16 protein-coding genes are annotated in these 24,741 nt (G+C 72.2%); 8 read left to right on the top strand and 8 right to left on the bottom strand.

Features of this window, described 5'->3' with window-relative positions:
• Nucleotides 1-58: 58 nt before the first annotated feature.
• The gene (locus tag ABT170_RS10785; protein ID WP_329942748.1) at nt 59-757 is read left to right on the top strand and encodes an ABC transporter ATP-binding protein; all 699 of its coding nucleotides are present in this window, start codon (nt 59-61) and stop codon (nt 755-757) included.
• 206 nt (nt 758-963) lie between these two features.
• Nucleotides 964-3,585: an FtsX-like permease family protein gene (locus ABT170_RS10780; protein ID WP_351865895.1), complete on the top strand. Its 2,622-nt coding sequence runs from the start codon at nt 964-966 to the stop codon at nt 3,583-3,585.
• A 173-nt stretch (nt 3,586-3,758) separates the two neighbouring features.
• On the opposite strand, the gene ABT170_RS10775 is transcribed toward ABT170_RS10780, so the two are convergent.
• The 6 genes from ABT170_RS10775 to ABT170_RS10750 form a co-directional block, all read right to left on the bottom strand.
• Nucleotides 3,759-4,667 carry a LysR family transcriptional regulator gene (locus ABT170_RS10775; RefSeq protein ID WP_351865892.1) on the bottom strand — a complete coding sequence of 303 codons (909 nt, stop codon included), beginning with the start codon at nt 4,665-4,667 and terminating at the stop codon, nt 3,759-3,761.
• A 204-nt stretch (nt 4,668-4,871) separates the two neighbouring features.
• Nucleotides 4,872-6,065 (bottom strand): glycine C-acetyltransferase, encoded by a 1,194-nt coding sequence (locus ABT170_RS10770; protein ID WP_266924994.1) that lies wholly within the window; start codon nt 6,063-6,065, stop codon nt 4,872-4,874.
• A gap of 17 nt (nt 6,066-6,082) precedes the next feature.
• Nucleotides 6,083-7,111 (bottom strand): L-threonine 3-dehydrogenase, encoded by a 1,029-nt coding sequence (gene tdh / locus ABT170_RS10765; RefSeq protein WP_329942570.1) that lies wholly within the window; start codon nt 7,109-7,111, stop codon nt 6,083-6,085.
• A gap of 226 nt (nt 7,112-7,337) precedes the next feature.
• Nucleotides 7,338-9,545: a bifunctional serine/threonine-protein kinase/ABC transporter substrate-binding protein gene (locus tag ABT170_RS10760; protein WP_351865887.1), complete on the bottom strand. Its 2,208-nt coding sequence runs from the start codon at nt 9,543-9,545 to the stop codon at nt 7,338-7,340.
• Nucleotide 9,546: 1 nt separating this feature from the next.
• Nucleotides 9,547-11,889: a bifunctional serine/threonine-protein kinase/ABC transporter substrate-binding protein gene (locus ABT170_RS10755; RefSeq protein ID WP_351865884.1), complete on the bottom strand. Its 2,343-nt coding sequence runs from the start codon at nt 11,887-11,889 to the stop codon at nt 9,547-9,549.
• A gap of 10 nt (nt 11,890-11,899) precedes the next feature.
• Nucleotides 11,900-12,745 carry a hypothetical protein gene (locus ABT170_RS10750; protein WP_351865881.1) on the bottom strand — a complete coding sequence of 282 codons (846 nt, stop codon included), beginning with the start codon at nt 12,743-12,745 and terminating at the stop codon, nt 11,900-11,902.
• Between the two features lie 480 nt (nt 12,746-13,225).
• Here ABT170_RS10750 and ABT170_RS10745 point away from each other — a divergent pair, with 480 nt between their 5' ends.
• Complete coding sequence (locus ABT170_RS10745) at nt 13,226-16,234, top strand: 3-keto-alpha-glucoside-1,2-lyase-like domain-containing protein (protein WP_351865878.1); 3,009 nt, start codon at nt 13,226-13,228, stop codon at nt 16,232-16,234.
• Between the two features lie 408 nt (nt 16,235-16,642).
• Entirely contained in the window at nt 16,643-17,977 is a 1,335-nt protein-coding gene (locus ABT170_RS10740) for an MFS transporter (RefSeq protein WP_351865875.1), read from the top strand.
• On the opposite strand, the gene ABT170_RS10735 is transcribed toward ABT170_RS10740, so the two are convergent.
• Together ABT170_RS10735 and ABT170_RS10730 are read right to left on the bottom strand one after the other, a co-directional pair.
• Nucleotides 17,947-18,567 (bottom strand): nucleotidyltransferase domain-containing protein, encoded by a 621-nt coding sequence (locus tag ABT170_RS10735; RefSeq protein ID WP_329942564.1) that lies wholly within the window; start codon nt 18,565-18,567, stop codon nt 17,947-17,949. The two genes, ABT170_RS10740 and ABT170_RS10735, sit on opposite strands and share 31 nt — an antisense overlap.
• 101 nt (nt 18,568-18,668) lie before the next feature.
• Nucleotides 18,669-19,130 (bottom strand): ATP-binding protein, encoded by a 462-nt coding sequence (locus ABT170_RS10730; protein ID WP_351865872.1) that lies wholly within the window; start codon nt 19,128-19,130, stop codon nt 18,669-18,671.
• Nucleotides 19,131-19,636: 506 nt separating this feature from the next.
• Here ABT170_RS10730 and ABT170_RS10725 point away from each other — a divergent pair.
• From ABT170_RS10725 to ABT170_RS10710, 4 genes are all read left to right on the top strand, one after another.
• Nucleotides 19,637-20,779, top strand: coding sequence for a MarR family transcriptional regulator (locus ABT170_RS10725; RefSeq protein ID WP_351865869.1), 1,143 nt, complete (start codon nt 19,637-19,639; stop codon nt 20,777-20,779).
• Between the two features lie 152 nt (nt 20,780-20,931).
• Nucleotides 20,932-21,798 carry a helix-turn-helix domain-containing protein gene (locus ABT170_RS10720; RefSeq protein ID WP_351865866.1) on the top strand — a complete coding sequence of 289 codons (867 nt, stop codon included), beginning with the start codon at nt 20,932-20,934 and terminating at the stop codon, nt 21,796-21,798.
• Nucleotides 21,795-22,040: a DUF397 domain-containing protein gene (locus ABT170_RS10715; RefSeq protein ID WP_351865863.1), complete on the top strand. Its 246-nt coding sequence runs from the start codon at nt 21,795-21,797 to the stop codon at nt 22,038-22,040. Before ABT170_RS10720 ends, ABT170_RS10715 begins: the two co-directional genes overlap by 4 nt.
• A 173-nt stretch (nt 22,041-22,213) precedes the next feature.
• A complete protein-coding gene (locus ABT170_RS10710) occupies nt 22,214-24,637 on the top strand; it encodes a GTPase-associated protein 1-related protein (RefSeq protein WP_351865860.1) in 2,424 nt (807 codons plus the stop codon).
• The last annotated feature ends 104 nt before the right edge of the window (nt 24,638-24,741 follow it).

Below are 24,741 nucleotides of genomic sequence, written 5' to 3'. Positions count from 1 at the left end.
TGCAGGTCAACGGTACGAGGAGAGGAAAGGTCCGGTGAGGGCAACGGTGAACACGGTCATGACGGCACAGGCGGCCGCGCTCAGTCTGGAGTCGGTGAGCCGGCGCTACGGGCGACGTGGCAGCGGCGATGAGGCGACCGCTCTGGACACGGTCAGCTGTGTGGTCCCGGCCGGGAGCTTCACCGCTGTGGTGGGTCCTTCCGGATCGGGCAAGAGCACCTTCCTCCAGTGCGCGGCGGGGCTGGACCGGCCGACCTCGGGAACGGTGCGGATCGGCGGCACCGATCTCGGCTCGCTGTCCGAGGCCGCGCTGACCCGGCTGCGCCGGGACCGGATCGGATTCGTGTTCCAGTCGCACGCGCTCAACCTGGTGTCCTCGCTCTCCATCGAGGAGAACGTGGTGCTGCCGCTGGTACTGGCGGGCGCGGACCCGGCCGGTGCTGAGGTCCTGGCCCGCGGCCGGCACCTGCTGGCCCGGGTCGGGCTGGCGGGGCGCGGCGGCGACGGTCCCTCGACGCTCTCCGGCGGGCAGCAGCAACGGGTGGCGGTGGCCCGCGCGTTGGTGACCGAGCCGGATGTGATCTTCGCGGACGAGCCCACGGCGTCGCTGGACCCGGAGTCGGCGACGCTGGTGCTGGGACTCCTGCGGGACGCGGTGCGGATCGACGGCCGGACGGTCGTCATGGTCACCCATGACCCGGTCGCGGCGAGCTGGGCGGACAACGTCCTGACGATGGACGGCGGGCGGCTGCGATGAGGCGAGCCGTGCGGGACACGAGGACAAGGAGCGCCGTGCACGACACGGGCCGGACGGGCCCTGACGGGTCTTCCGCCGCCGGGCACCCCGGCCCGGCGGCGGAAGGTCCGCACCGGTCCGGTGCGGGGCACGCGGGCGGCTCGGGCTCCCACGGGCCCGCCGCCGGGCGGCGCGGCGGAAGGAAGGGCACGCGCGAGCCCGCGTCCGTGCGGCACGGCTCGCGGCGGGCGTCCGCGTTCCTCGCCCGGCGCTCGCTGCCCGCCCATCGCCGGGCGTGGGCCGCGGTGATCACGGCGACGGCCGCCGCGGCGGCGCTGATCGGCGCGTTCGCGTTCGTGCTCGGTTCGCTGCTGGTGGCCCAGCCGCCGGTCGAGCGGTACGCGGGCGCCGACGCGGTGGTGGCGGCCGACCAGAAGATCTCCTACACCGCGAAACCCTGGGGCAGCGAACCGCGGACCGTGTCGGCCCACCTTCCGGAACGGGTCCGGCTCGACCGTTCCGTGCTGGCGAGGGCGGCCGGCGCCGAAGGCGTCGCGCGGGCCGTCGCGGACGACTCCGTGCCGGTGACCGTGGGCGGCGGCGGAGCTCCCGCGGTCGGCCGCTCCTGGCCGTCCGCTGTGCTGACCCCGTACGAACTGACCGAGGGCCGGGCCCCGAAGTCCGGGGGCGAAGTCGTCCTGGACACGGCAGTGGCGCCCGCCGGGAGCAGGCCGGGCGACCGGGTCACGCTCCGGGCCGACGGCACCACCGGGTCCTACACCCTCACCGGCATCGCGGACACCGGGCACCGGGGCGACGGCGCCCCGGCCGTGTTCTTCACCGAGCAGCGGCTGACCGGCCTGGCCGGGCACCCCGACACCGTGGACGCGATCGGGATCATGGCGCGGGAGGGCGTCTCCGCCGACGCGCTGCGGGACTCGGTGGCCAAGGTGCTGCCCGAGCGCGCCACGGCCGGGTCGGACCGCGGACTGCGGGTGCTGACCGGGGCGGAGCGGGGCGAGGCCGAGCGGCCGGACGCGCTCGGCGGGCGGGGCGATCAGCTGGCCCTGCTGGGATCGATCGGCGGCAGCGTGCTGATGGTGGCGCTCCTGGTCATCGGCTCCACGCTGTCCCAGGCCGTCCGTCAGCGGTCCGGGGAACTGGCCCTGCTGCGGGCGGTCGGGGCGACCCCCCGCCAGCTCCGGTCCGCGATCGGCCGGGAGGCGGGCCGGGTGTCCGCCGCGGCGGCGGTGCTGGGCGGCATCGGGGCCGTTCCGCTGGGGCTCGCGTTGCGGTCGCTGCTGACGACGGACGCGCTGCCGCTGCCGGTGCCCCTGTGGCTGCCGTTCGCGGCGGGCGGGGCCGCCGCGCTGCTCCTCGCGCTGCTCGTACGTCCGGTGGCGATGCTGTCGGCCCGGGGCATCACCCAGCTGCGGCCCGCCGCGGCCCTGGGGGCGGCGAACGCTCCGGAGCCGAGCGAGCCGGGCCGGTTCCGTACCGTGACCGGGCTGATCCTCGTCTGCGCGGGTCTCAGTTCGGCCGGTGTCGCCACGTCGCAGGGCGGCCAGGCGGCAGCTGCCGCGGCGTCGGGCGCGGCGACCTCGCTGGTCATCGCGGTGGCGCTGCTGGGGCCGTGGATCGCGCGGATCGCGATGCGGGTGCTCGGCGCACCGGTGCGCCGGATGGGCCGGGTCTCCGGATTCCTGGCCGCGCGGACCGCCTCCGCGCACACCCGGCGGCTCGGTGCCGCGCTCACGCCGATCGTGCTGGTGGTCGCGTTCGTCTGCGTACAGCTGGCGGCCGGTTCGACGATGGAGCGGGCCTCGGACCGGCAGGCGTCGGCCGCGCTGAAGGCGGACCTGGTGGCGACGGCCCCGGGCGCCGGGCTGCCGGCCGGGGCGGCGGAGGCGGTGCGCGAGGTACCCGGTGTCACGGCGGCGACGGGCGTGCTGCGCTCCAGCGTCGTCCTCGCCCACCGCGAGGTCGGCGAGCCGAAGCTGGACCGCTTCCCGGTACTGGGGGTGACGGCGTCCCAGTTGTCCGGCACGCTCGACCCGCGGGTGACGGCGGGCGACCTGGACCGGCTCACGGGCCGGGGGACGGTCGCGGTCGGCGCGGACCGCGCGGACGACCTGGGCGTGGGCCCCGGTGACACGGTGGAGCTGCGGCTGGGTGACGGTACGCGGGTGCGGCCGAAGGTGGTCGCGTTGTACGAACGGGCCCTGGGTCTGGGGGAGTTCCTGCTCCCGCGCGAAGCCTTGGCGCCGCATGTCACGGCGGCCCTGGATCAGAGTGTGCTGATCGGGACCGCACAGGGCGCCGGGAAGGAACGGGGTGCCGGGACGGAATCCGGTTCCGGGGCCGCTTCGGCGGCGGACGTACGGAAGGCGCTGGCCCCCTACGGCGGGGTACAGGTCCGGCCCGCGACGGCCGACGACATACGGATCGCCCCGCCCGTGTCGGACGAGGACAACGCCATGATCATCATCGGGGTGGGAGTGGTCGGCGGCTTCGCGCTGCTCTCCGTGATCAGCACCCTCGCCCTGATCACGACCGGCCGGCGCGGTGAGTTCCGGCTGCTCCGGATGGTCGGCACGGGGCGCGGGCAGCTGCGGCGGATGCTGGTGCTGGAGACCGGACTGGTGACGGTCGCGGGTCTGGTGATCGGCACGGTGGTCGCGGCGGTCCCGCTCACCGCGTTCGCGGTGTCGGCGACGGGTACGGCGCCCTACATGCCACCGGTGCAGTACGGGCTGCTGGCGGCGGCGGTGACCGTGTCCGCGCTGGCGGCGACGGTGCTGCCGGGAACCTCCGGGGGCCGCTTCGTCCTCAAGCGGCGCAAGGGCTGAACGGGCTGAGCCGGGGCGCGCGAAGCACGCGGCGCGCCAAGCGCGCGGGCGCAGGGCCACGGGCGCGGTGCGCGCGGAGTACGGGACCGGGCAGGACGGCGCGCAAGGTATACGGGACGGTGGCAGGACGACGCGCGAAGTACGGGGCGGTGGCAGGACCGGGCAGAACGCGGCTACGCGTCCCGCCCCGCCACCGCCCCCAGCGCGTCCAGCACCGGCCGGATGAGCGGATGCCCCTCGGCCCCCTGCCGTACCGCCGCGAAGACGCGCCGTGTCGGGGCGCTGCCCTCCACCGGACGGACGACCACCCCGCTCAGCTCCGTCCCGCGCAGCGCCGACCTCGGTACGAGCGCCACCCCGGCGCCCGCCCCGGCCAGCGCGATCACGGCGCGGAAGTCGTCCGAGGAGTGTTCGAGACTCGGTTCGAAACCGGCCAGCTCGCAGGCCAGGACCACCACGTCGTGGCAGGGGTTGCCGGGGTACGGGCCGATCCACGGGTCCTTGGCGAGGTCGGCGACCGCCACCTGTTCCTGACCGGCCAGCCGGTGCCCGACCGGGAGCACCGCGTCGAACGGCTCCGAGTAGAGCGGCACCCGCGTCAGCCGCCGGTCGTTCTCGGCGGGCGCGCCCCGGTACTCGACGGCGACCGCCACATCGACCTGCCGGTCCAGCACCATCGGCACGCTCGCGTCGCCCTCCGCGTCCTGCACGCGGATCCGGACGCCGGGGGCGGTGCGGGACAGTTCGCGGAGCGCGGGCGCCAGGACCAGGCCGATGCCGGTGGCGAACGCGGCGACCGTGACCGTACCGGCGACACCCGCGCTGTACGCGGCGAGCTCCGCCTCGGCCCGCTCCAGCTGGGCCAGCACCACATTGGTGTGGGTCAGCAGGATCTCCCCCGCCGCCGTCAGCCGGGCGCCGCGCGCGCCGCGCTCGACGAGGTGGTGGCCCGTCTCCTGCTCCAGCGCGGCGAGCTGCTGGGAGACGGCGGAGGGTGTCAGGTACAACGCGGCGGCGGCGGCGGTCACCGTACGGTGGTCCGCCACCGCACGCAGGATTCGCAGCCGCCGTGCATCGATCATGCGCCTATTGTCCCAGCTCGCGAGGGTTCCCCCCGACGCGGAGCGCGTCGGGGGGAACCTCGGCCGGGTGGACCCCCGGGAGCCGGCCGGCAGCCGCGGGCCGAGCGGGACCCACGAGCCGGGCGGTCGCCGCGCGCCGGCCCGTCCCTTCGAGTCGGGGCCGTACCTACGAGTCGGGGGCAGTCCTTACGAGTCGGGCTGTCCCTACGAGTCCAGCGCCGCCCGCGCGTCGACGAAGGCGTCCACGGCACGGTTCACATCGTCCGTGGAGTGGGCGGCGGAGAGCTGGACGCGGATGCGGGCAGCGCCCTGCGGCACCACGGGGTAGGAGAACCCGATCACGTACACACCGCGCTCCAGGAGCAGTTCCGCCATCCTGCCTGCCTTCGCCGCGTCCCCGATCATGACGGGGGCGATGGCGTGGTCACCGGGCAGGATGTCGAAGCCTTCCTCGGTCATCCGGGTACGGAAGAGCGCGGTGTTGGCGTTCAGCTGCTCGCGCAGGTCTCCGGCGGACTCCAGCAGGTCGATGACCTTGAGGGAGGCGGCGGCGATGACCGGGGCGAGGGAGTTGGAGAAGAGGTACGGGCGCGAGCGCTGGCGCAGCAGTGCGACGATCTCGGCGCGGGCCGCGACATAGCCGCCGGAGGCACCGCCGAGTGCCTTGCCGAGGGTGCCGGTGATGATGTCGACCCGGTCCATGACGCCGTGCAGCTCGGGGGTGCCGCGTCCGCCGGGGCCGACGAAGCCGACGGCGTGCGAGTCGTCGACCATGACCATCGCGTCGTAGCGGTCGGCCAGGTCGCAGATCTCGCGCAGCGGGGCGACGTAGCCGTCCATGGAGAACACGCCGTCGGTGACGACGAGCCGGCGCCGGGCTCCGGAGGCCTCCTTGAGCTGCTGCTCCAGGTCGGCCATGTCGCGGTTGGCGTAGCGGAAGCGCTTGGCCTTGGAGAGGCGGATGCCGTCGATGATCGAGGCGTGGTTGAGGGCGTCGGAGATGACCGCGTCCTCGGGGCCGAGCAGGGTCTCGAACACGCCGCCGTTGGCGTCGAAGCAGGAGGAGTAGAGGATCGTGTCCTCCTGGCCGAGGAACGACGACAGCCGTGCTTCGAGCTCCTTGTGGACCTCCTGGGTGCCGCAGATGAAGCGGACGGAGGCGAGCCCGTAGCCCCAGCGGTCCAGCGCCTCATGGGCGGCGGCGACGACCTCGGGGTGGTCGGCGAGGCCCAGGTAGTTGTTGGCGCAGAAGTTGAGCACCTCGCCGGGGCGTCCGCCGGAGGTGACGGACACGGTGGCGGACTGCGGGGTGCCGATCACGCGCTCGGGCTTGTGCAGCCCGGCGGCCTCGATCTCTTCGAGCGTGGTGCGCAGGTCGTCGCGTACGGAGTCGAACATGCGTGAGTCCTTAGGGTTCAGGAGGTCCAGTCGAGGATGACCTTGCCGCCGCGGCCGCTGGCCGCGTCGTCGAAGGCCGCTTCGAAGTCGCGGTGGCCGTACCGTCCGGTGATGACGGGCGCGAGGTCGAGGCCGCCCTCCAGCAGTACGGACATGGCGTACCAGGTCTCGTACATCTCGCGGCCGTAGATGCCCTTGATCGTGATCATCGAGGTGACGACGCGGGCCCAGTCGACGGCGAACTCCTCGGACGGCAGGCCGAGCATCGCGATCCGGCCGCCGTTCGTCATGTTCGCGATCATGTCGCGCATCGCCTCGGGCCGGCCGGACATCTCCAGGCCGATGTCGAAGCCTTCCCGCAGTCCCAGGTGCCGCTGCCCGTCGGCGATGGTCTCCTCGCCGACGTTGAGGGCCAGGCTGACACCGACCTTGCGGGCCAGCTCCAGGCGGGCCTCGCTGACATCGGTGATGACGACGTTGCGGGCGCCGGCGTGCCGGGCGACGGCCGCGGCCATGATTCCGATCGGACCCGCGCCGGTGATCAGGACGTCCTCGCCGACCAGCGGGAAGGACAGCGCGGTGTGCACGGCGTTGCCGAACGGGTCGAAGATCGCGGCGACGTCCAGGTCGACGGGGACCCGGTGCACCCAGACGTTGGAGGCGGGCAGGGCGACGTACTCGGCGAACGCCCCGTCGCGGCCGACGCCGAGGCCGAGGGTGGAGCGGCAGAGGTGACGGCGTCCGGCGAGGCAGTTGCGGCACTTCCCGCAGACCAGGTGGCCCTCGCCGCTGACCAGGTCGCCGACCTTGATGTCGACGACATCGGCGCCGAGTTCCGCGACCTCACCGACGAACTCGTGACCGAGGATGAGCGGGGTGCGCACCGCCTGCTGTGCCCAGCCGTCGTAGGCCCGGATGTGCAGGTCGGTGCCGCAGATTCCGGTACGCAGGACCTTGATGAGTACGTCGGTGGGGCCGATCTCCGGCTCGGGGACGTCCATCAGCCACAGGCCCGGCTCGGCCTTCTGCTTCACGAGTGCCTTCACGGCTGCGGCTCCCTGCACGTGGTACGCGGGTGGTGGATGCCCCGGGCCGGGGCAGCCTTCAGGAAGCCTGCGGCCCGGGGAGTCGAGTGGGACGGCGCAGCGGCAGGGTTGCGGAAAACCCCAGGTGGAAGGGCGCGCACCGGCCTGCAGCCGTCATGGAGAAATCTGCCGCACCATGCGGTCCCAGGTCCATCGAGGATTTCTTAAGCGCGGTCGCAGCTCCGCTTCACACCTCGCCGTAGGGGCCCAGGAACGTGGGCCTGCCGTTCTCGGTGCGGTAGAGGAAGATCCCGTTGTCGAACCGCACCAGCCGGGAGTCGTAGAAGGACAGGTCACGGACGATGCCCCGGTAGCGGGTGCGGAACAGCCGCTGGGCGATCCCGCCCCGGTCCGCTCCGGCGGCGCTGGTGGTCTCGGCCGCCACGGCGATCAGCCCGACCGCGTCGTACGCCTCGGCCGACCAGGTGGCGGGCGGCGCCCCGAAACGTGCGCGGTGCGCGGCGGTGAACTTCTTCGTGGAGGTCAGGGACAGCGGATCGGCGTACGCCTCGGCGAAGACCCATCCTTCGGCCGCCTTCCCCGCCTCCTTCAGGAAGCCGGGTGAGAGAACGGTTCCGGCGCTGAGTCGGGCGCCGGTGAACCCGGCGGCGGCGAGGGCGATGGCGCAGCGCGCTCCCCGGGAGGACGAACCGCCCGCGTACACCACGGCGTCCGCCCGCGCGCCGACGACCGCCCGCGCCACCGGGCCGAAGTCCTGCCCGGCGGCGACGGTGTGGGTGGTGGCGGCGGCTCCGCCGAACCGTACCTCGGTCAAGTCGTTGAGGATGGCCCAACTGCGCCGCGGATCGGCGTCGTCCGCGATGAGATGGGTCCGCTCGGAGGGCCGCGTGTGGACCAGGTAACTGATGAGTCCCACGCTGAGGTCGTCGTCCAGGGCCCGGGTGACGCACAGGACCTGGTGATCGACGAAGTCGGCGGCGGTGGAGCCCGCCGCGACGATGACCACGGCCATCCCGGCCTTCCCGTACCGGGCGACGATGTCCTCGGCGATCACGCCGCCGGTGGGCCCGATGACGGCCAGGACACGGGGGTCGGCGGTCAGCCGGCCGGCGGCCCGCCGCGCGCCGGCCGCGTCCCCGGCGTCGTCCTCGGTGCGCAGGGCGAGGCGGAAGGGCGCGTCGGTACGGGAGTTGTGGTCGGTGACGGCGAGCTGGACGCCCCGCCGGTGGGCGAGGCCGGTGGCGCGGCCGGGTCCGGTGAGGTCGGCGTGCAGCCCGATCGTGTACGTGGGGCGGCTCCCGCCGCCTGTCGCGGTGCCGTTCCCCTTGTCGCGCCGCCCGGCGAGCCACGCCGCGGTGCCGCCGCCCGCGAGGAGTACGCCCCCGGCCGCCGAGGCGGTCAGCAGGCGCCGCCGGGAGGGGCCGGGGCGCCCGGCCTGCCGGGATCCGGGGTCCGCCCCGGGGTCCCCGGCCGATTCCGGCCCGCGCTGTCGTGTCCCGGGACCGGCCGGGGTCCCAGGACCGAACGGCGTTTCGGGGTCGGGCAGCGCGAGGGCCGCGGCCGACCGTTCGGCGATCAGCGCGGGGAGTCCGGCGGGCATCCACCGGTCCGGATCAGCCGCCGGGTCGGTGTGCGCCTCGTCGGCCAGCGCCCGGTACACCTGCTCGGCGGTCGGCCGCGCCGCCGGGTCCTTGGCCAGACACGCGGCGGTCAGGGCCCGCAGTCCGGGCGGCAGCCCCTCCAGGTCCGGCTCCTCGTGCACCGTACGGAACAGCACGCCCGGCCCGGCGCCGTCTCCGAACGGGCGCCGCCCGGTCGCCGCGTACACGAGCACGCAGCCCAGCGAGAAGACGTCGCACGCGGGTCCGACGGGCCCGGCGGACGCCTGCTCGGGCGCGAGGTAGCCGGGCGTGCCGATGACCGCGTCGGTGGCGGTGAGCACGGTGGCGCCTTCCTGCCGCGCGATGCCGAAGTCGATGAGCCGGGGCCCGTCCAGGGCGAGGAGAACGTTGCCGGGTTTGACGTCCCGGTGGATCAGCCCCGCCCCGTGCACCGCTACGAGGGCCGCCGCGAGCCGGGCACCGAGCGCCCGCACGGTGACGGCGGGCAGGGTGCCCTGTACCGCGATCACCTCGGCGAGCGAGGGGCCGGGCACGAATCCGGTGGCCAGCCACGGTTCCCGGGCTTCCGTGTCGGCGCCGACGACCGGGACCACCCACGGCCCGGTGATCCGCGCGGCGGCCTCGGCCTCGCGGCGGAAGCGGGCCCGGAAGCCGGGGTCGGCGGCGTGCTCGGCACGGATCACCTTCACGGCGGCCAGTGCCCCGCCCGGGGACCTCGCCAGGTACACCACGCCCATGCCGCCCACGCCGAGCCGGACCAGGGTGCGGTAGTCACCGATGGTGCGGGGGTCCTCGGAGGTGAGCGGCCGCATGTCAGGAGGCGGGCTTCGGGGCCGGGCCAAGATAGCGGTAGCGGCCGTTCTCGACACGGTAGAGGTGGGCGTCATGGCCCACCAGCGACCGTTCCTCGTCGAAGGCGTAGGTGCGGGAGATCCCCTTGTAGGTCGAGGCGGCGATCTCGGCGACGATCGCGGCCCGGCCCGGCCGCACGACGCGTCCGGAGCGCGCGGTGGGCCGGACGCTCCCGGTGTCCTGGGAGGGTGCGGATCCTGGCGACGCGCTGTTCTCCGGTGACGCCGACCCGTTCTTCCCCTCGGCGCCCCCGGGCTTCCCCGTGGCGTCGTCCTTGTCCCCCTTGACGAGGGCGGCCAGTGCCTGGGCGACGAGCCCGGTCACGTCGTACGCCTCGGCGGCCCAGGCGGCGGGCGCGGAGCCGAACCGTTCGCGGTGCGCGGCGGCGAACGCCTTGGCGGCGGGCGCGGTCGCGTCCGTGTACGGGGTGATGAACTCCCAGCCCGTGGCGGCGTCTCCGGCCTTCGCGAGGAAGTCCGGTCCCATGACGGTGTGCTGGCCGATGCGCGGCCCCTTGAACGGGGTGCCGGCGAGGGCGAGGGCCGTACGCGCGGCTCCGGCCGCGTCACCCGCGTAGAAGAACGCATCGCTCCTGTGGGTGAGCATGTCGGTGATCACCGGTCCCATGTCCGTGATCCCGGCCGGCACCACGCGCGGATAGGTGGTCCCGCTGGTCATCGACGGCGTCAGCAGGTTGGCCGTGTACCCCATCTGGTAGGCGGACTGCCCGCCGGCCCGGTCCAGGAGCACCCCGAGGCGTTCGACGCCGGGGCGCAGGAGCAGGCGGTTGACGATCGGCATGGAGAGGACACCCCACGAGGGGGAGGCCTGGAAGAAGGACTTCTTGGACAGGGAGCCGTAGGTCATCGCCAGTGACGACAGCGTGATCACCGCGAGCATCGCCTCGTCGTAGGCGGACAGCGACGCGCTGGTCGTGGCGTCGTCCGTCGGGCCGATGACGGCGAGGACATCGCGATCACGGGCGAAGCGCTCGGCCACCTGTACGGAGCGGTCGGGCTCCCCCCGGTCGTCGAGGGCCTTCACCGTGAGCGTGAAGGGCTTGTCCTTACGGGAGTTGAACCGGTCGACCGCCAGCCGGACGCCCCTCTCCTGCGCCTTCCCCAACGCCATGTGAGGCCCGCTCAGATCGGCGTGCACACCGATGATCCAGCGCCGCCCGCCAAAGGCGCCCTGTCCGTCGCTGTCGGCGTCCTCGCCCGCCAGCCGCACGGCGGCGAAGGTCCCGCCTGCGAGGGCCACCGCCCCGCCGGCGGCGAGGAGGAGGAAACGCCGCCTGCCGGAACGGGCCGCCGGGGCGCCGGACTCACCGGGCTCACCGGGCTCTGCAGGAGCGTCGGACAGCGCGGGCTCCAGGGGCGTGGCGGGCTCCTCGGCCGCGGTGACGTCGATGTCCGGAAGCGCCAGCATCGCGGCGGAGCGGTCGGCGATCAGCCGTACGACGTCCTCGGGCAGCCACTCCACCGGCCTGCCCGGTACGTCCTCGGTGATGCGCCCGTCGATCTCGGCGGCCGTCGGCCGCTCCCCCGGGTCCTTGGCCAGGCAGGCGGTCAGCAGCGCGCGCAGTCCGGCGTCATCGACCCCGTCGAGGTCCGGTTCGTCGTGCACGGTGCGGTAGAGCAGCGCCTGCACGGCCCCGCTGCCGAACGGGGGCCGTCCGGTGGCGGCGTAGGCGAGGAGGCAGCCCAGCGAGAAGATGTCGCTCGCGGGCCCGGCTGCCGTACCGCCGCCGGAAGCCTGCTCGGGCGAGAGGAAGCCGGGGCTGCCGACGATGAGATCGGTGCTGGTCAGCGCGGTGGCGTCGGTGGCGCGGGCGATCCCGAAGTCGATGAGGCGGGGGCCGTCCGTGGTGAGCAGGACGTTGCCGGGTTTCACGTCACGGTGGACGAGTCCGGCCGTGTGTACGGACGTCAGGGCGCGGGAGAGGAGCCGGCCGAGCACCATGACGCTGCGGGCGGGCAGCGGGCCGCGCCGCGCCACCGCGTCGGAGAGCGCGGGCCCTGGCACGAACGCCGTTGCCAGCCAGGGGCGTTCGCCCTCGGTCTCCGCGCCGGCGACCGGGACGGCCCAGGGGCTGTGCACGCTGCGCGCGGCCTCGACCTCGCGGCGGAACCGGGTCCGGAAGTCGTCGTCCTGCGCGTACTCGGGCAGGATCACCTTGATGGCGGCGAGCGCCCCCGCGTCGGTGCGCCCCAGGTAGACGACGCCCATGCCGCCCGCCCCGAGGCGGCCCAGGAGTCGGTGCCCACCGATCCATGACGGGTCCGACGGCCTCAGTTCGTCCATCAGATATGCCTCAGCTCTGATTCTCGACGGCGGATTCGAGCCGGACCAGCATGGTGGCCAGGCCCTCGACCATCAGGTTGTCGATCTCCTTCTCGGTACGCCCCTTCGCGCCCTTGCCGGTCACCGCCACGGTGAACTGGAGGGTCTGCGCCTGCTGCCAGGTGTAGTGGTACGGGCCACCGAGCTCCGCGCTCTGGAACTGTCCGAACTCGGTCAGCGCGTCCTCGGAGTTCTTCTGGGTGCTCTCACCCTGGAGAAGCGCACCGGAGACCATCGAGCCGACGACTTCCCCCTCCCGCAGCTGCTGCGTGGGACAGCGCATCGTCTCCTCCAGCGACTCGGCCATCTCCCACCGCGCGTCCTCGCGGGTCCGGTGCACGGTGACGACGGCCCCCAGCCGTAGCGGCCCCTTGCCCTTGACGGCGGGCAGTTCGAAGGAGCGGGTGAGGGTGGCCAGAACGCTGTCGGCGGGCTTGCGCTGCTCCCAGGCGCAGTCGGCGCCCAGGACGGGCCAGGTGTCCGGGCCGCTCTCGTACGGACTCCGCTTCACCACCTCGGGGCCGAAACTGTCGGGATCGGCGATGACCTCGCCGATGAAGGCGAGCGCGGCACTTCGGGTCTTCGGCAGGCGGGCCGGGTCGGCGTCGAGGGACGCCGATGCGGACGCGGGTGAGGAGGCGGATGCGGATGAGGCGGGTGAGACGGAGGCTTCGGTGCCGGGGCCGCCCCTCCCCGGTGTCCCCTTCCCCCGGGTGTCCCCCTCCGCGCCGCCACTGGAACAGCCTGCCAGGAGAAGTGGCAGGAGCAGCAGCGGGGCACCGTACCGGAATTTGTTCAACGGCCCCTGAAATGCCACGAGTTATCACCCTCATCTCATCGACGCCGCAGCGATCATACGATCGGGCAACGACCCGGGGCGGGACAGTACCGAACTGTTGCAGCATCAGTACTCGGGGAGACATATGTGGCGGGAACATGACAGTACCGGTGGCCGGAACCGTGTCCGCGTGCCGCCGTCGCCCCTCAGGAACGCCGGCTTGTGCGCGGCGAGCACGAGCGGCTGCCCCTCCGGGATGAACGCGTAACCGTCGGACGCCAGAACCACCTCGAACTTCCGTACGGTTCCCGGCACTTGCCCCTCACGGACTTTGAACACCGCGATGACAAAGTATGGACGGCATGAGCAGAAGCCTCCTACTCTGTCCGGCGCAACCGTCGGAGTTTCGCTCAGGTAAAGCGCTGCTGAACCACTCCAGTCGAACGTTCGCCCCCCGGCGCGGGTGGCTCGCACCCACCGCCGCTAGGTGCTCCTCGCCATGAGGAGCCAGGAGGAAGAATGAATCCACGGCTGTACCGACGCTGTCGTACCCGTCTGGCGGGTCTGCTCGTCGCCTCGTTCCTGGTCGGCACGTTCTCCGCCTCGCCCGTCGCGGCTGCCGGGGAACCGCCCGGCCGGACGGCCGAGCTCCCCCCGCAGGAGCCCGGAGTCACGCTGCGCGTCTTCGATGTGCAGGTGCCGCTCAGCAAGTTGTGCGACATCAAGACCGGGCAGACCCCGAACGTCGACAGGCTGATGCCCGCCATCGACTGGAGTGCGGCGGGGGACTTCGGCTTCGAGGACCACTTCGTCAGCCAGGTGAGCGGGAACATCGACGTCCCGCGGACCGGCGCGTACACCTTCCGGCTGACCAGTGACGACGGATCACGGCTGCTGATCGACGGCAGTCCGGTCATCGACCACGACGGTCTGCACGGTGCGGACCCCAAGGACGGCACGGTCACCCTGGACGCGGGCTACCACTCCCTGCGCATCGATCACTTCGACCGCACCGGCGGCCAGCAGATCACCCTGGCGTGGCGGCCCCCGGGCGCCTCGGACTTCGCGGTCGTCCCGAACGCGGTGCTGAGCACGGACGCCGACGTCGTACGGGTGACGGCGCCGGGCCGCAAGGAGTGCGAGGGTGTCCTCGACTCACCGGGCGACGGACTGCCGCTCAACGCCGTGCACCCGGACTACGCGCTCACCGATCTCCGCCCCCCGGGCTTCGAGCCGCAGGTCACCGCGATGGACTGGCTGCCGGACGGCCGGCTGGCCGTGACCACCTGGGGCGGCAGCACCAAGACGGAGGGCGAGGTACACCTCCTGGACCATGTACGGGGAAACACCGATCCCGGCAAGGTGACCACCAAGAAGATCATCGGCGGCCTCAAGGAACCGATGGGCATCAAGGCCGTCGACGGAAAGCTGTACGTGTCGCAGAAGCATGAGCTGACCGAGCTGACGGACACCGACGGCGACGACGTCATCGACGAACGGAGGACCGTCGCCACCTGGCCCTACGGCGGCAACTTCCACGAGTTCGCCTTCGGCCTGCTCTACAGGAAGGGCTTCTTCTATCTGAACCTGTCCGTCGCGATCAACTACGGCGGCGCGACCACCGATCCACAGCCCGCGAAGAACCGGGGCTCCACGGTCAAGGTGAACCGGAAGACCGGTGAGGTGTCATATATCGCCGGTGGTCTGCGTACCCCGAACGGCATCGGCTGGGGCCCGAAGGGCGACATGTTCGTCCTGGACAACCAGGGCGGCTGGCTGCCCTCGTCGAAGCTGCTCCACATCAAGCAGAACCGCTTCTTCAACCACTACACGAACCCGGACGGCCCGTACGACGCGAATCCGGTCACCAAGCCCGTGCTGTGGCTGCCGCAGAACGAGATAGCGAACTCGCCCAGCACCCCGCTCCAGCTGACCGAGGGCCGCTTCGCCGGGCAGATGCTGTTCGGCGATGTGACATACGGCGGGATCCAGCGCGCGTACCTGGAGAAGGTCAAGGGCGAGTACCAGGGCGCGGTCTTCCGCTTCACCCAGGGCCTGGAAGCCGGGGTGAACCGGATCAGCATGGGGCCGGACGGCGCGATCTACGCGGGTGGCCTGGGCGCGGGCGGCAACTGGGGTCAGGAAGGCAAGCTCACCTACGGACTCCAGAAGCTCTCGCCCAGCGGTGACAAGGCGTTCGACATCCTGGCGATGCGGGCGAAGCCGGGCGGGTTCGAGCTGGAGTACACCCAGCCTCTGTCGGACGGAACGGCGGCCAAGCTCGCCGAGAGCTATCGCGTCAACCAGTGGACCTACGCCCCGACGCCCGGCTACGGCGGCCCGAAGGTCGACGAGGAGACCCTGTCCGTACGGTCGGCCACACTGTCGCCGGACCGCAGGAAGGTCACCCTGGACATCCCCGGCCTGAAGTCCAACCGTGTGGTGCACGTCCGCTCGCCGCGCCCCTTCAGCTCCGCGAGCGGCGAGTCCCTGTGGAGCACCGAGGCGTGGTACACGCTCAACTCCCTGCCCGGGAAGCAGCCTCCGGCCACGCAGTACGAGGCGGAGGAGGCGGCGCTGAACGGCGGCGCGGGCTTCAACACCGACCACCCCGGCTACTCGGGCGGCGGCTTCGTCGACAGGTTCGCCGCCGAGGGCGCGACCGCCGGCTTCGAGGTGGAGGCGCCGAAGTCGGGAACGTACGATGTCGGCCTGCGCTACTCCAACGGGCCGAACCCCTTCACCGGCACCAAGAGCGTGAGCGTCTACGTCAACGGCACCAGGGTCCGGCAGACGAGCCTGCCGCCCACCGTCGACTGGAACAGCTGGTCCACCCGGACCGAACCGCTGAGCCTGCGCGCCGGAAGGAACACCATCACCTACCGGTACGACAGCGGCGACACCGGCCATGTCAATCTCGACCTGATCACCGTCCACCCCAAGGGCGCCCGCATCCCCCTGTTCGACGGATCGGGCCAGGCGGCCTGGCAGCACCCCGACGGACGGACGCCGCAGTGGCCGGTGACCGGTGACGGGTCGATGGAGGTCTCCGGCGGCGATCTCCGCACCAAGCAGGGCTTCCAGGACTTCAGGGCGCACGTCGAGTTCTGGCTCCCGAACCTCCCGCCGGACGTGACCGGCCAGAACCGTGCCAACAGCGGCGTGTATCTCCAGGAGCGTTACGAGGTCCAGATCCTCGATTCGTACGGTGACGCGACACTCGCCGACAACGAGGCCGGGGCGATCTATACGAAGAAGGCACCGGACATCAACGCCGCGACGGCGCCGGAGACCTGGCAGACGTACGACATCACCTTCCGCGCGGCCCGTTTCGACGCCGACGGCAGGAAGACCGCCGACGCCCGGGTCACCGTGGTGTGGAACGGCAGGAAGGTCCACGACGACGTGGCGGTCGACGGTCCGACGGGCGGCGGCGCACCCGAGGCCGCGACGGCGGGGGCGATCCGCCTCCAGGACCACGGCAGCAAGGTGCGCTACCGCAATGTCTGGGTCGAGCCGCTGACGTAGGCGTCGAGCAACCGGGGCCATGGCACGGCGGCCCGTCACACGTGCAATTTCACGTGTGACGGGCCGCCGTTCGCATAACCGCTTCCGTCGCCGGACGACTGACGGTTAGCCTCCCAGCACCGAGTGACTGATGAAGCACGGAGAGACTGAGAAACCCAAAGCCGGAGAAGCCGAAGGCAGAGAAGCCGAAAGGCGGAGGAGCCCAAAGGTGGAGGAGCGGGAATTGCCCGGTTACCCGAGCGCGCGTTGACGCTGTAGGCCGCGACCGGCCTGTCATCGCGTGCTGCCCTTGATCTGCGGCACAGCGAACCTTTCCCCGTCCCACATACCGGTGCGCGCGGGCCCTTCCCGCGTGAGCGCCGAGTGGCGGGCTTCTTCGTCCAGCTCTCAGCAGCTCAAGGGGTTCCCGTGCCGTCCGTTCCTCCTGCTCGCCCCGGCCTGTGGCGTGACGCCGATTTCCGCAGGCTCTGGGTGGGCCAGACCGCCTCACAGCTCGGGGCGCAAGCCGCTCAGATCACCCTGCCGCTGACCGCCGTGGTGACACTCAACGCGGACGCGGGGCAGCTGGGCGCCCTGCGTGCGGCGCAGCAGGTGCCGATCCTGCTGCTCTCGCTCCTCGTCGGGGCGTGGGTGGACCGGTGGCGGTCGTACCAGGTGATGGTGCTGGCCGACTTCGGGCGGGCGGCGCTGCTCGCCGCCGTCCCGACCGCCCATGTCCTCGGCCTGCTCGGCTCTCCGGTGCCGCTCGGCATGCCGGTGCTGCTCGTCGTCGCGTTCCTCGTCGGAGTGCTCACGGTGTTCTTCGATGTGGCCTACCAGGCCTCTCTCGTACGGCTGGTGGAACGCGACCGGTTGTTGCAGGCCAACAGTGCGCTGGAGGGCAGCAGGTCCGCGGCGCAGATCGGCGGCCCGGCCCTCGGCGGAACCATGGTGTCGCTGCTGTCGGCGCCGGTCGCCGTCGCGGCGAGCACGTTCTTCTTCGCTCTGTCGTTCCTGTCGCTCAGGCGCATCCGGTGCGCCGAGCCCCCGCCTCGGCACTTCGAGCGCCCCACCCACGGCGAACGCCCCGACGGCATCTGGCGGCAGATCCGCGAGGGTCTGCGATTCGTGGCCGGCAACCCCTCGCTGCGATCCGTGGGCGTGTGCTCCGCGCTCTTCCAGTTCTCCTTCGCGGGCATGATGACGGTGTATCTGCTCTTCCTGTCACACACGCTGCACCTGTCGGGCGGGGCGGTCGGCCTGGTGCTCGCGGCGATGGGACCGGGGGCAGTGGTGGGTTCGGTCCTGTCCGCCGCACTGCCCAGGAGGTTCGGCCACGGCGTGGTGCTGGTCTCCTCGGCCGTGCTCGCCGACGGGGTGATGCTGTGCGTGCCCGCGCTGAGCGGTTCGGCTCCCGCCACGGTCCCTCTGCTCATGGCGGTCAACTTCGTGTTCGGCGTCTTCAGCCAGCTGCTCGATGTCACGGTCACGGCCGTGCGGCAGTCGCTCACGCCCGTACGGATGCAGGGACGGGTGGTGGCGACGATCGATTTCGTCGGGATGGGGCTGACCCCGCTCGGCTCACTGCTCGGCGGCTTCCTGGCCTCCGAGTGGGGGCTGCGCACCGGCCTGCTGCTGACCGGGATCGGGCTGTGCCTGTCGCCGCTGTTCATGGCCTTCTCACCGCTCGCACGGCTGGGGAGGGAGCTGCCGGCGCCGCGTCCCCCTGCGGATCACCCCAGCAGCCGCTCGGCCCAGGGGTGAGGTCCGTACGTCGTGGTGATCGCGTCGACGAGCCACCGCCGCTGCCGGTCCACCAGCACCGGAAGCGCCGCGTCGAAGTCCACCTCGTCCTTGGGGCGCGGCGTTCCGGCCTTGTAGTAGAGCTGCACTTCAGGGGCCAGAAAGGGGATCCCGTCGCCCGAGGTCAGCCCCAGGGCGCCGAGCGGCCTGCGTACCCGGGAGTCGCGCCTCGACACCCATTCCTCGCCACGGGCCTCGTCGAGCATGACCTGAACGCGCCAGGGGGCACCAGGTCCGGGCCTGCACCAGATGTCGTGAACGCCGAGAGGCAGGTACTCACCCTCAGCCCATGGGCGCAGCATCCCCGGTGGGTCGGCTGCCCACCATTCCCATCCGGCCAGAACCCGCTGAACCGCGAGCTGGTCGCGCCGCAGCACAAGAACATCGATGTCGCCATGGGCCCGGATCCGACGGCCCACCGCGAGCTCGATCGCCAGCCCTCCGGCCACCCACCACGGGAACCGGGTGTCCTTGAGTCCGAAAAAGCTCGCGGCGACGTCGGACAAGGGGGCGGGCTCCCATACGCCGAAGGGAACTTGGGCATGCGTCATGGGTTCATTGTCCGGCTACCGGCCCGGTCCGTGCCGACGCGAACACCTGGGCGCGCCGCGCGCCGGGGCCACGCACGGTCAGGGGCCACAGGGAACGGGCGTCAGTACAGCAGGTCCAGTTCCGCGCGGACCGTCTTGCCGGGAGGCGGGCGGTCGATCACCTCCCACCGGTCGGCCAGCGCCTCGACCAGGATCAGCCCTCGGCCCGAGTCCGCGTCGGCCGAGGGCGGCGCGAGGTGTCCGGGGCCGGGCGGACGGTGTTCGCCCCGGGTGTCGGAGACCTCGATCCGCAGGGTGCTGCGGGCGGGCCCGGACGGGGTGAGGGTCAGCGTCACCTCGAAGTCACGGCCGGGCACGCGGCCGTGCGTCGCGGCGTTGGCGGCCAGCTCGGCGATCAGCAGGGCCGCCGTATCGGATACGTCACCGGCGTACGGGATGCCCCAGCTGTCCAGTGCCTCAAGCGCCAGGCGCCGGGCCAGGCGGGCGCCTCGCGGAGTGGAGCTGAACCGCTGGGTGAACTCGCGGGCGGTCACCGGGTGGGGGGTGGTGGAGGTTGCTTCCATGCGACGAGCGTGACGCCGGCGCGTACCGCCTCACCAGATCGGCAGGGCGTACGCAAGATCCGCGTACGAGTACGCAGGGTGAGCAGTAGGCGCAACAGACCGTAACCATAAGGTGGTTGTGTCGTGCCCTGCACCGGGTACCGGGCCCGAGGCTCGGGGCCCGCGTATCGGGTTCCGAGGCTCGGGGCACGAGCCTCGGGACAACGCCCTCACTCTTTCGTGTGTACGAATTCCAGCGCTTCCCCCGAAGCTTGAGACCCGGGATCCGGGCGCCGGGACTCGGGGTTCGGGATTCGAGACCCTTCTTCAACCGAAGGTAAGAGAAAGGGGGTTGGGGAGATACCCCCCTCCCTCCCCACCCGTCACGGCGAGCAAGTACGACTAATCGGGACCAACTTGCGGAGCCTCATCGCGACTGCTTACGGTGCCGACACAACCAAACAACCCCGACACGGTGTTAGCGCACCGGGCCGGGGTCTCACCCCAAGATCAGAGAAAGTGATCTCGTGGCTTCCGAGAACTTTAGCGCCGTGCTGCCCGCGCCCGCATCCTCGCCCCCGAACCCCGCGTCCTCGCCCTCGAACCTGATGGCCAAGCCCGGTTACGGCAAGCGATCCACCCCCGGCCAGGCGCCCCGCCGCGCCGATGACTTCCTGTTACTGCCGGAGCGGGAGCGCTACATCGCCGCCTTCGTCGACCGGCTGCCGGACGGCGCCGCGATGAACGTCAAGAGCCTCGCCAAACAGCTCCCCCTCTACGGCCAGCAGGCGGTCGGCACCGCGCTCACGGCGCTCTCGGTCGCGGGCCACCTGCGCAGGGTCCGGCGTCCGGTGGGTGAGGGCGAGCAGGTCCGCTGGGTCTTCCGCACCTTCTGGTCCCGCACCGCCCGCGACAACGAGTGGTGGACCGCGTACCTCTCCACGGAGTGCACGCCCGAGGCCGTTCCCGCAGCCGCTCCCCCGCCGCATTGGGTGCCGGTCGAGGAAACACGGGCCGAGGAGCCGCCGGGCGGGGAAACACGGGCCGACGAGACGCCGCCACCCCACCCTCCCGCACACGAAGCACCTCCCACGCAGAAAACCCCGCCCGCAGCCGAAGCTCCGACCGACGACTCACCGGCCCCCAACTCCCCCTCCCCCTCCCCCGCCCCGGAATCCCCCTCGCCCGCGTACGTCGCCCTCGCCCTGCTCGGCCGGACCGAACCCCGGCTCGCTCTCTCCGCCGCCGACTGCGCGGCGCTGGAGGAACCGGCCGCCGCCTGGCTGGCGCGAGGCGTGAGTACGGATCACCTCATCCACGCCCTCACCTCCGGGCTCCCCGACGTGGTCAATGTCCCGCGAGGCTTCGTGCGCCGCCGCCTGCACGACAAGATGCCGCCGCGCCTGCCCGCGACCGCCATGGCCGCCACCACCTCCCCGGCACCGGCGCTGGAAGCGGTACGCCGGACCATGGTCGAGTGCACCGAGTGCGGAGTACCCGGCCGACCCGAAGCCCTCCCCGACGGCCTCTGCCGCGCCTGCCGCTCCGCCCCCTCCGGCGGCCCGGAGAGCGCCCCCGGGCCCGTCCCCGACCCGGCCGCCGAAGCCGTCGCCGCCCGGGATGTCCATGCCCTGGTCGGACACCTGCGCGCTCTGACGAGAACCCCATGACCATGACATCCCGTACCCGCTCTGCCCAGATCAGGAACCCGTACGCTCCGTCAGCGTACGGGTGCACACGGTGGACAGTACGGATCACGCAACGTGACGATGGATCAATCGAGTTGGGTGCGGTTGGGGACAGGCGCGAGAGGTGAACACGTATGACAGACGTCGCGGGCGGTACGGGTGGAATGACCGGCGGGGCCTCGGGGGGAGGCGGGGAGCCTGAAGTCACCGAGGCCCTCAAGGCCTTCGGGGAGGTCGTCAAGGCCTTCCGGAAGCGGGCCGGACTGACACAGGAACAGTTCGCGCCCTTGGTGAGGTATTCGGTGCCGACCATCGCCTCCATCGAACAGGGCCGCCGCTTCCCGCCACCCGCGTTCGTGGACCGCGCGGAATCGGTCCTGGACGCGTTCGGCGCGATCAGGGGCGCGGCCAAACATCTGTCACGGCGTCCGGGGCTGGCGAGCTGGTTCCGCGTGTGGGCACGGCTGGAGGCGGAGGCGGTCAGCCTCAACACGTATGAATGCCGCTTGATCCCGGGACTGTTGCAGACGGAGGCGTACGCCCGGACACTGTTCGTCAACCAGCTCCCGCCACTGGACGACGAACAGATCGAGGCCCAGATGGCAGCGAGGACGCAACGGCAGCGCCTGCTGCACGAGCGGCCCAACACCGCCTACAGCTTCATCGTCGAGGAGCATCTGTTCCGGCGGCAGACGGGCGGACTGGACGTCACCCGTGAACTCATCGACCACGTCATCGACCTCGCCGAACTGCGCCACGTCGAGATTCAGCTGATGCCCCTGGTGCGGCACAGCCACGCGGGTCTGGATGGACCCATGCGGCTCTGCGAGAGTCCGGACAACCGCTGGTTCGGCTACTCCGAAGGCCAGGAGAGCGGGCAGCTCATGTCCGATACCAAAGTGGTCAGCATCTACCTGATGCGGTATGCCAGGATGCGTTCACAGGCTCACTCCCTGGAGTACTCCCTGAGCCTGTTGCGGCAGATGCGAGGAGCGCTATGAGCACGACAGACCTGGCCTGGTTCAAGAGCAGTTACAGCGGCGGTTCCGGCGATTCCTGCGTAGAGGTCGCCCTCTCCTGGCGCAAGTCCAGCTACAGCGGCGGTTCCGGTGACGACTGCGTAGAGGTGGCCGCCTGCCCCGGCACCGTGCACGTCCGGGACTCGAAGGTCACCGAGGGCCCGCAGCTCGCCCTCTCCTCCCCCACCTGGACGACCTTCCTCACGTACGCCACGCAGGGCTGATCCACGCTGGTCCACGGCCCGGTGGGCGAGCGGGTTCCGGGGCAGCGGCGGAAGTCGGCTGCCCCGTTCCCTTGATAGCGTCGCCCCCACGCGGCTGCGGACTTCCCCCCGACCCGGTCGCGGGATGGGTGGGTACGGGGACCGGTCGCGGCAGGGACGATGAGGGCCGACAGATGAGCCTTGAACAGTTGCACTACACCTCCGCCGCGCCGGGGGACGAGGGGGCGAGCGGCCGGTTCACCTCCGTGGGGTCCGGCATTCCGGCGGCGCTGCTCACGGAGATCGAGCCGTACCTCGGGTACGAGCTTCCGGGCGAGGCGCCCTACCTGCCGACCGATGACGAACTTCGCTCGCTGCCCCAGGCCTTCAGCTGCACCCCGCTGTCCGACGGAGGCCGGCTGGTCTGCCGGACGGTGGCGGTACGGGGTACGGGCTCCGTTCCCGTGCGGTTCCACGCGCACGCGGTGCATCTGCCCGCCGGGGCGCGGTTGCCAGGTGACCGGCTGCCCATCGAGGCGTGGCGGTCCCCGCGCTGGGTGTCCGTGACGCCCGGCGGCGCGATACCCGACCCGCTCAGTGCTCTGCCGCCCGGCCCCGGCCCGGTGCGCGAGGGGCTGGACGACTTCGCCGTCTCCCGCAGTCCCTGGCTGGCCGCCGTCTTCGCCGATCTGCGCCGGGTGAGCGAGGAGGGCCCGGGATCGCCGCCGGTCGTCCTCGTGGAGCGGCAGAGTGCCGATGTCGCGCGGTGGGTCGCGCTGGCCGGGGCCGTACTGCCGGGTGAGAGCGCCGAGCGGCTGACGTACACCACGTACACCAGGCGTCCGAGTGCCTCCCCGCATCACGTCATGGGCGTACTGCCGGAGGACGCACGGGGGTTGGAGGCCGGCGGATTGCGGGTCCACACGTGCTTCGGGTCGCGCCCGCCGGTGGTCACGGACGATGCCTGGGCGGAGACCGCCGCCCGGATCTGGCGGAGCCGGGCGCCTGAGCTGTTCCGGGAGGCGAGCGAGCTGCCCGGGGAGCCCTTCGCCGCCGGTCCGCCCGCCGTGATCGCTCTGTGCGCGGGCATAGCGCTCGGCTCGAACGAGCGGGCTGCCGCCGCCGACTGGGCCGCCGAGAGGCCCTACGCGCTGGACGCCAAACGGACGCGGCAGCTCGTGGACGCCCTGACCTCGCCCGGGATCGATGACCGTACCGGGCCCGAATTCGACGCGGCGGGACGGCTGTTCGGCGCACTCGACGGCCGTGCCCCGGTCACCACGACCGCTCCCCTGGCCGCGATGCTGGTCACCGAGGCGGTGCGCGGCGGCAACGGCTCGCTGGAGCTTCCCCGCCGGGCCGCCTTCTCCGGGCCGGAGGGTGAGGCCATCGCCACCGCGCTCGGTCCGGAGATCCTGGCCGAACTGTCCGCTGCCGGTACGGGTGCCGACGGCGATGTGACCCGGACCGTGCAGTTGCTGCGGGTCGCGCGGCTGCTCGACGTGGACTGTGCGGAGCTGCTGCCCACCGTCGTACGCAGGCTGGCTCCCGCGTTGCTGGCCGATGAGCGGTCCCAGGAGTTCGCGCCCACCCTGCTGGAGCTGCTGGACGAGCAGTTCGACGTCCGTACGGCGTTGCTCGGCGCCCTGGACCGGATCGCGCCGGACGACCCGGGGGCGGTGGAACGGCTGCTGGAGCGGGTGGCGCTGCCGTTCACGGGTTCGCAGGCGTTGCCGCACCTGCGGATGTGCGCCGAGGCGGGCGGGGCCCGAGCGACCCTCGGCGGGGACCGGGCGGCCGTGTGGCACCGGGTGCTGCGGGCGGCCGGTATGTCGCCGTTCGCCGAGCCGTTGGTGCTGCGGACCGCCGCGGGGCTGGTGTGGGGGGACCGGGCGCCGACGATCGGTGAGGCCCGGCTGTTGCTGGACGCGGCCACCTCGGACTCCCACCGCGCGGCCGGTACGTGGTCGTGCCTGGTCGACGCGGTGCTGGGGGCGCCCGCCGACGAGGAGGACGCCGCCGCGTTCGCCCATGACCTGTTGCGCGCCTTCCCCCAGGAGATCCAGGGCCGGGTGCGCGGTGCGCTGCTTCTCCTGGACTTCGGGCGCGAGGTGCGCTCCGGCACCGCCGATCCCGGCTGGGCCGAGCGGGCGCGTTCGCTCTGCGCGCTCGCGGAACCGGTGGAACCCGCGGTCCGGGAGAACGCGTTCGGGGCCCTGGTACACCGTCTCCTGGCCTCGGACCGGCCCGAGGCGGAGCTGTACGCCTTCGTCCACAGCAACGACGGCGACCTCATCGCCGCCTACGACCGGGCCGCCCGAGGGGCAACCGTCGGAGCGCGGCTGAGGGCCGACCCCGCGTACGCGGCCGACTGCTTCAACGTCTGGACCTCCCACCCGCACGCGGGCCGCTCCTGGACCACGACCGCGAAGGCCCTCCTGGACGAGGTGCTGCGCCCCGCGGTTCGTGCGCTGTCCACGGCCGGAGTATCGGAGATCGAGGCGGCCGTCGGACGCGCGGGCAGCAGCGGCCGGGCGGACGCGTTCCGCGACTGGAACCGGTCCAGCACCCTCGGACGGCTCGGCCGTCGCATCGCGGGACGCGTCCGCAGGGGCTGATTCCAGCCGGAATCGCCGGGACAGTGGCTGTGACATTGCAATTGCGTATCCCAGGTACCGCGCGTCGCTAGTGTGACGCGTGGCGGCCACGCACCCATTGACCA

The sequence above is a fragment of the Streptomyces sp. NPDC001787 genome (assembly GCF_040297465.1).
Taxonomy (GTDB): Bacteria; Actinomycetota; Actinomycetes; order Streptomycetales; family Streptomycetaceae; genus Streptomyces.
This window is presented reverse-complemented; position numbering and strand designations above follow the sequence as displayed.

What these genes read in the sequence shown, in the direction of transcription:
- ABT170_RS10785 (WP_329942748.1), top strand. Translation starts at nt 59, where the DNA reads ATGACGGCACAGGCGGCCGCGCTCAGTCTGGAGTCGGTGAGCCGGCGC.
- ABT170_RS10775 (WP_351865892.1), bottom strand. Translation starts at nt 4,667, where the DNA reads ATGATCGATGCACGGCGGCTGCGAATCCTGCGTGCGGTGGCGGACCAC.
- ABT170_RS10770 (WP_266924994.1), bottom strand. Translation starts at nt 6,065, where the DNA reads ATGTTCGACTCCGTACGCGACGACCTGCGCACCACGCTCGAAGAGATC.
- ABT170_RS10760 (WP_351865887.1), bottom strand. Translation starts at nt 9,545, where the DNA reads ATGCGGCCGCTCACCTCCGAGGACCCCCGCACCATCGGTGACTACCGC.
- ABT170_RS10755 (WP_351865884.1), bottom strand. Translation starts at nt 11,889, where the DNA reads ATGGACGAACTGAGGCCGTCGGACCCGTCATGGATCGGTGGGCACCGA.
- ABT170_RS10745 (WP_351865878.1), top strand. Translation starts at nt 13,226, where the DNA reads ATGAATCCACGGCTGTACCGACGCTGTCGTACCCGTCTGGCGGGTCTG.
- ABT170_RS10735 (WP_329942564.1), bottom strand. Translation starts at nt 18,567, where the DNA reads ATGACGCATGCCCAAGTTCCCTTCGGCGTATGGGAGCCCGCCCCCTTG.
- ABT170_RS10730 (WP_351865872.1), bottom strand. Translation starts at nt 19,130, where the DNA reads ATGGAAGCAACCTCCACCACCCCCCACCCGGTGACCGCCCGCGAGTTC.
- ABT170_RS10720 (WP_351865866.1), top strand. Translation starts at nt 20,932, where the DNA reads ATGACAGACGTCGCGGGCGGTACGGGTGGAATGACCGGCGGGGCCTCG.
- ABT170_RS10715 (WP_351865863.1), top strand. Translation starts at nt 21,795, where the DNA reads ATGAGCACGACAGACCTGGCCTGGTTCAAGAGCAGTTACAGCGGCGGT.
- ABT170_RS10710 (WP_351865860.1), top strand. Translation starts at nt 22,214, where the DNA reads ATGAGCCTTGAACAGTTGCACTACACCTCCGCCGCGCCGGGGGACGAG.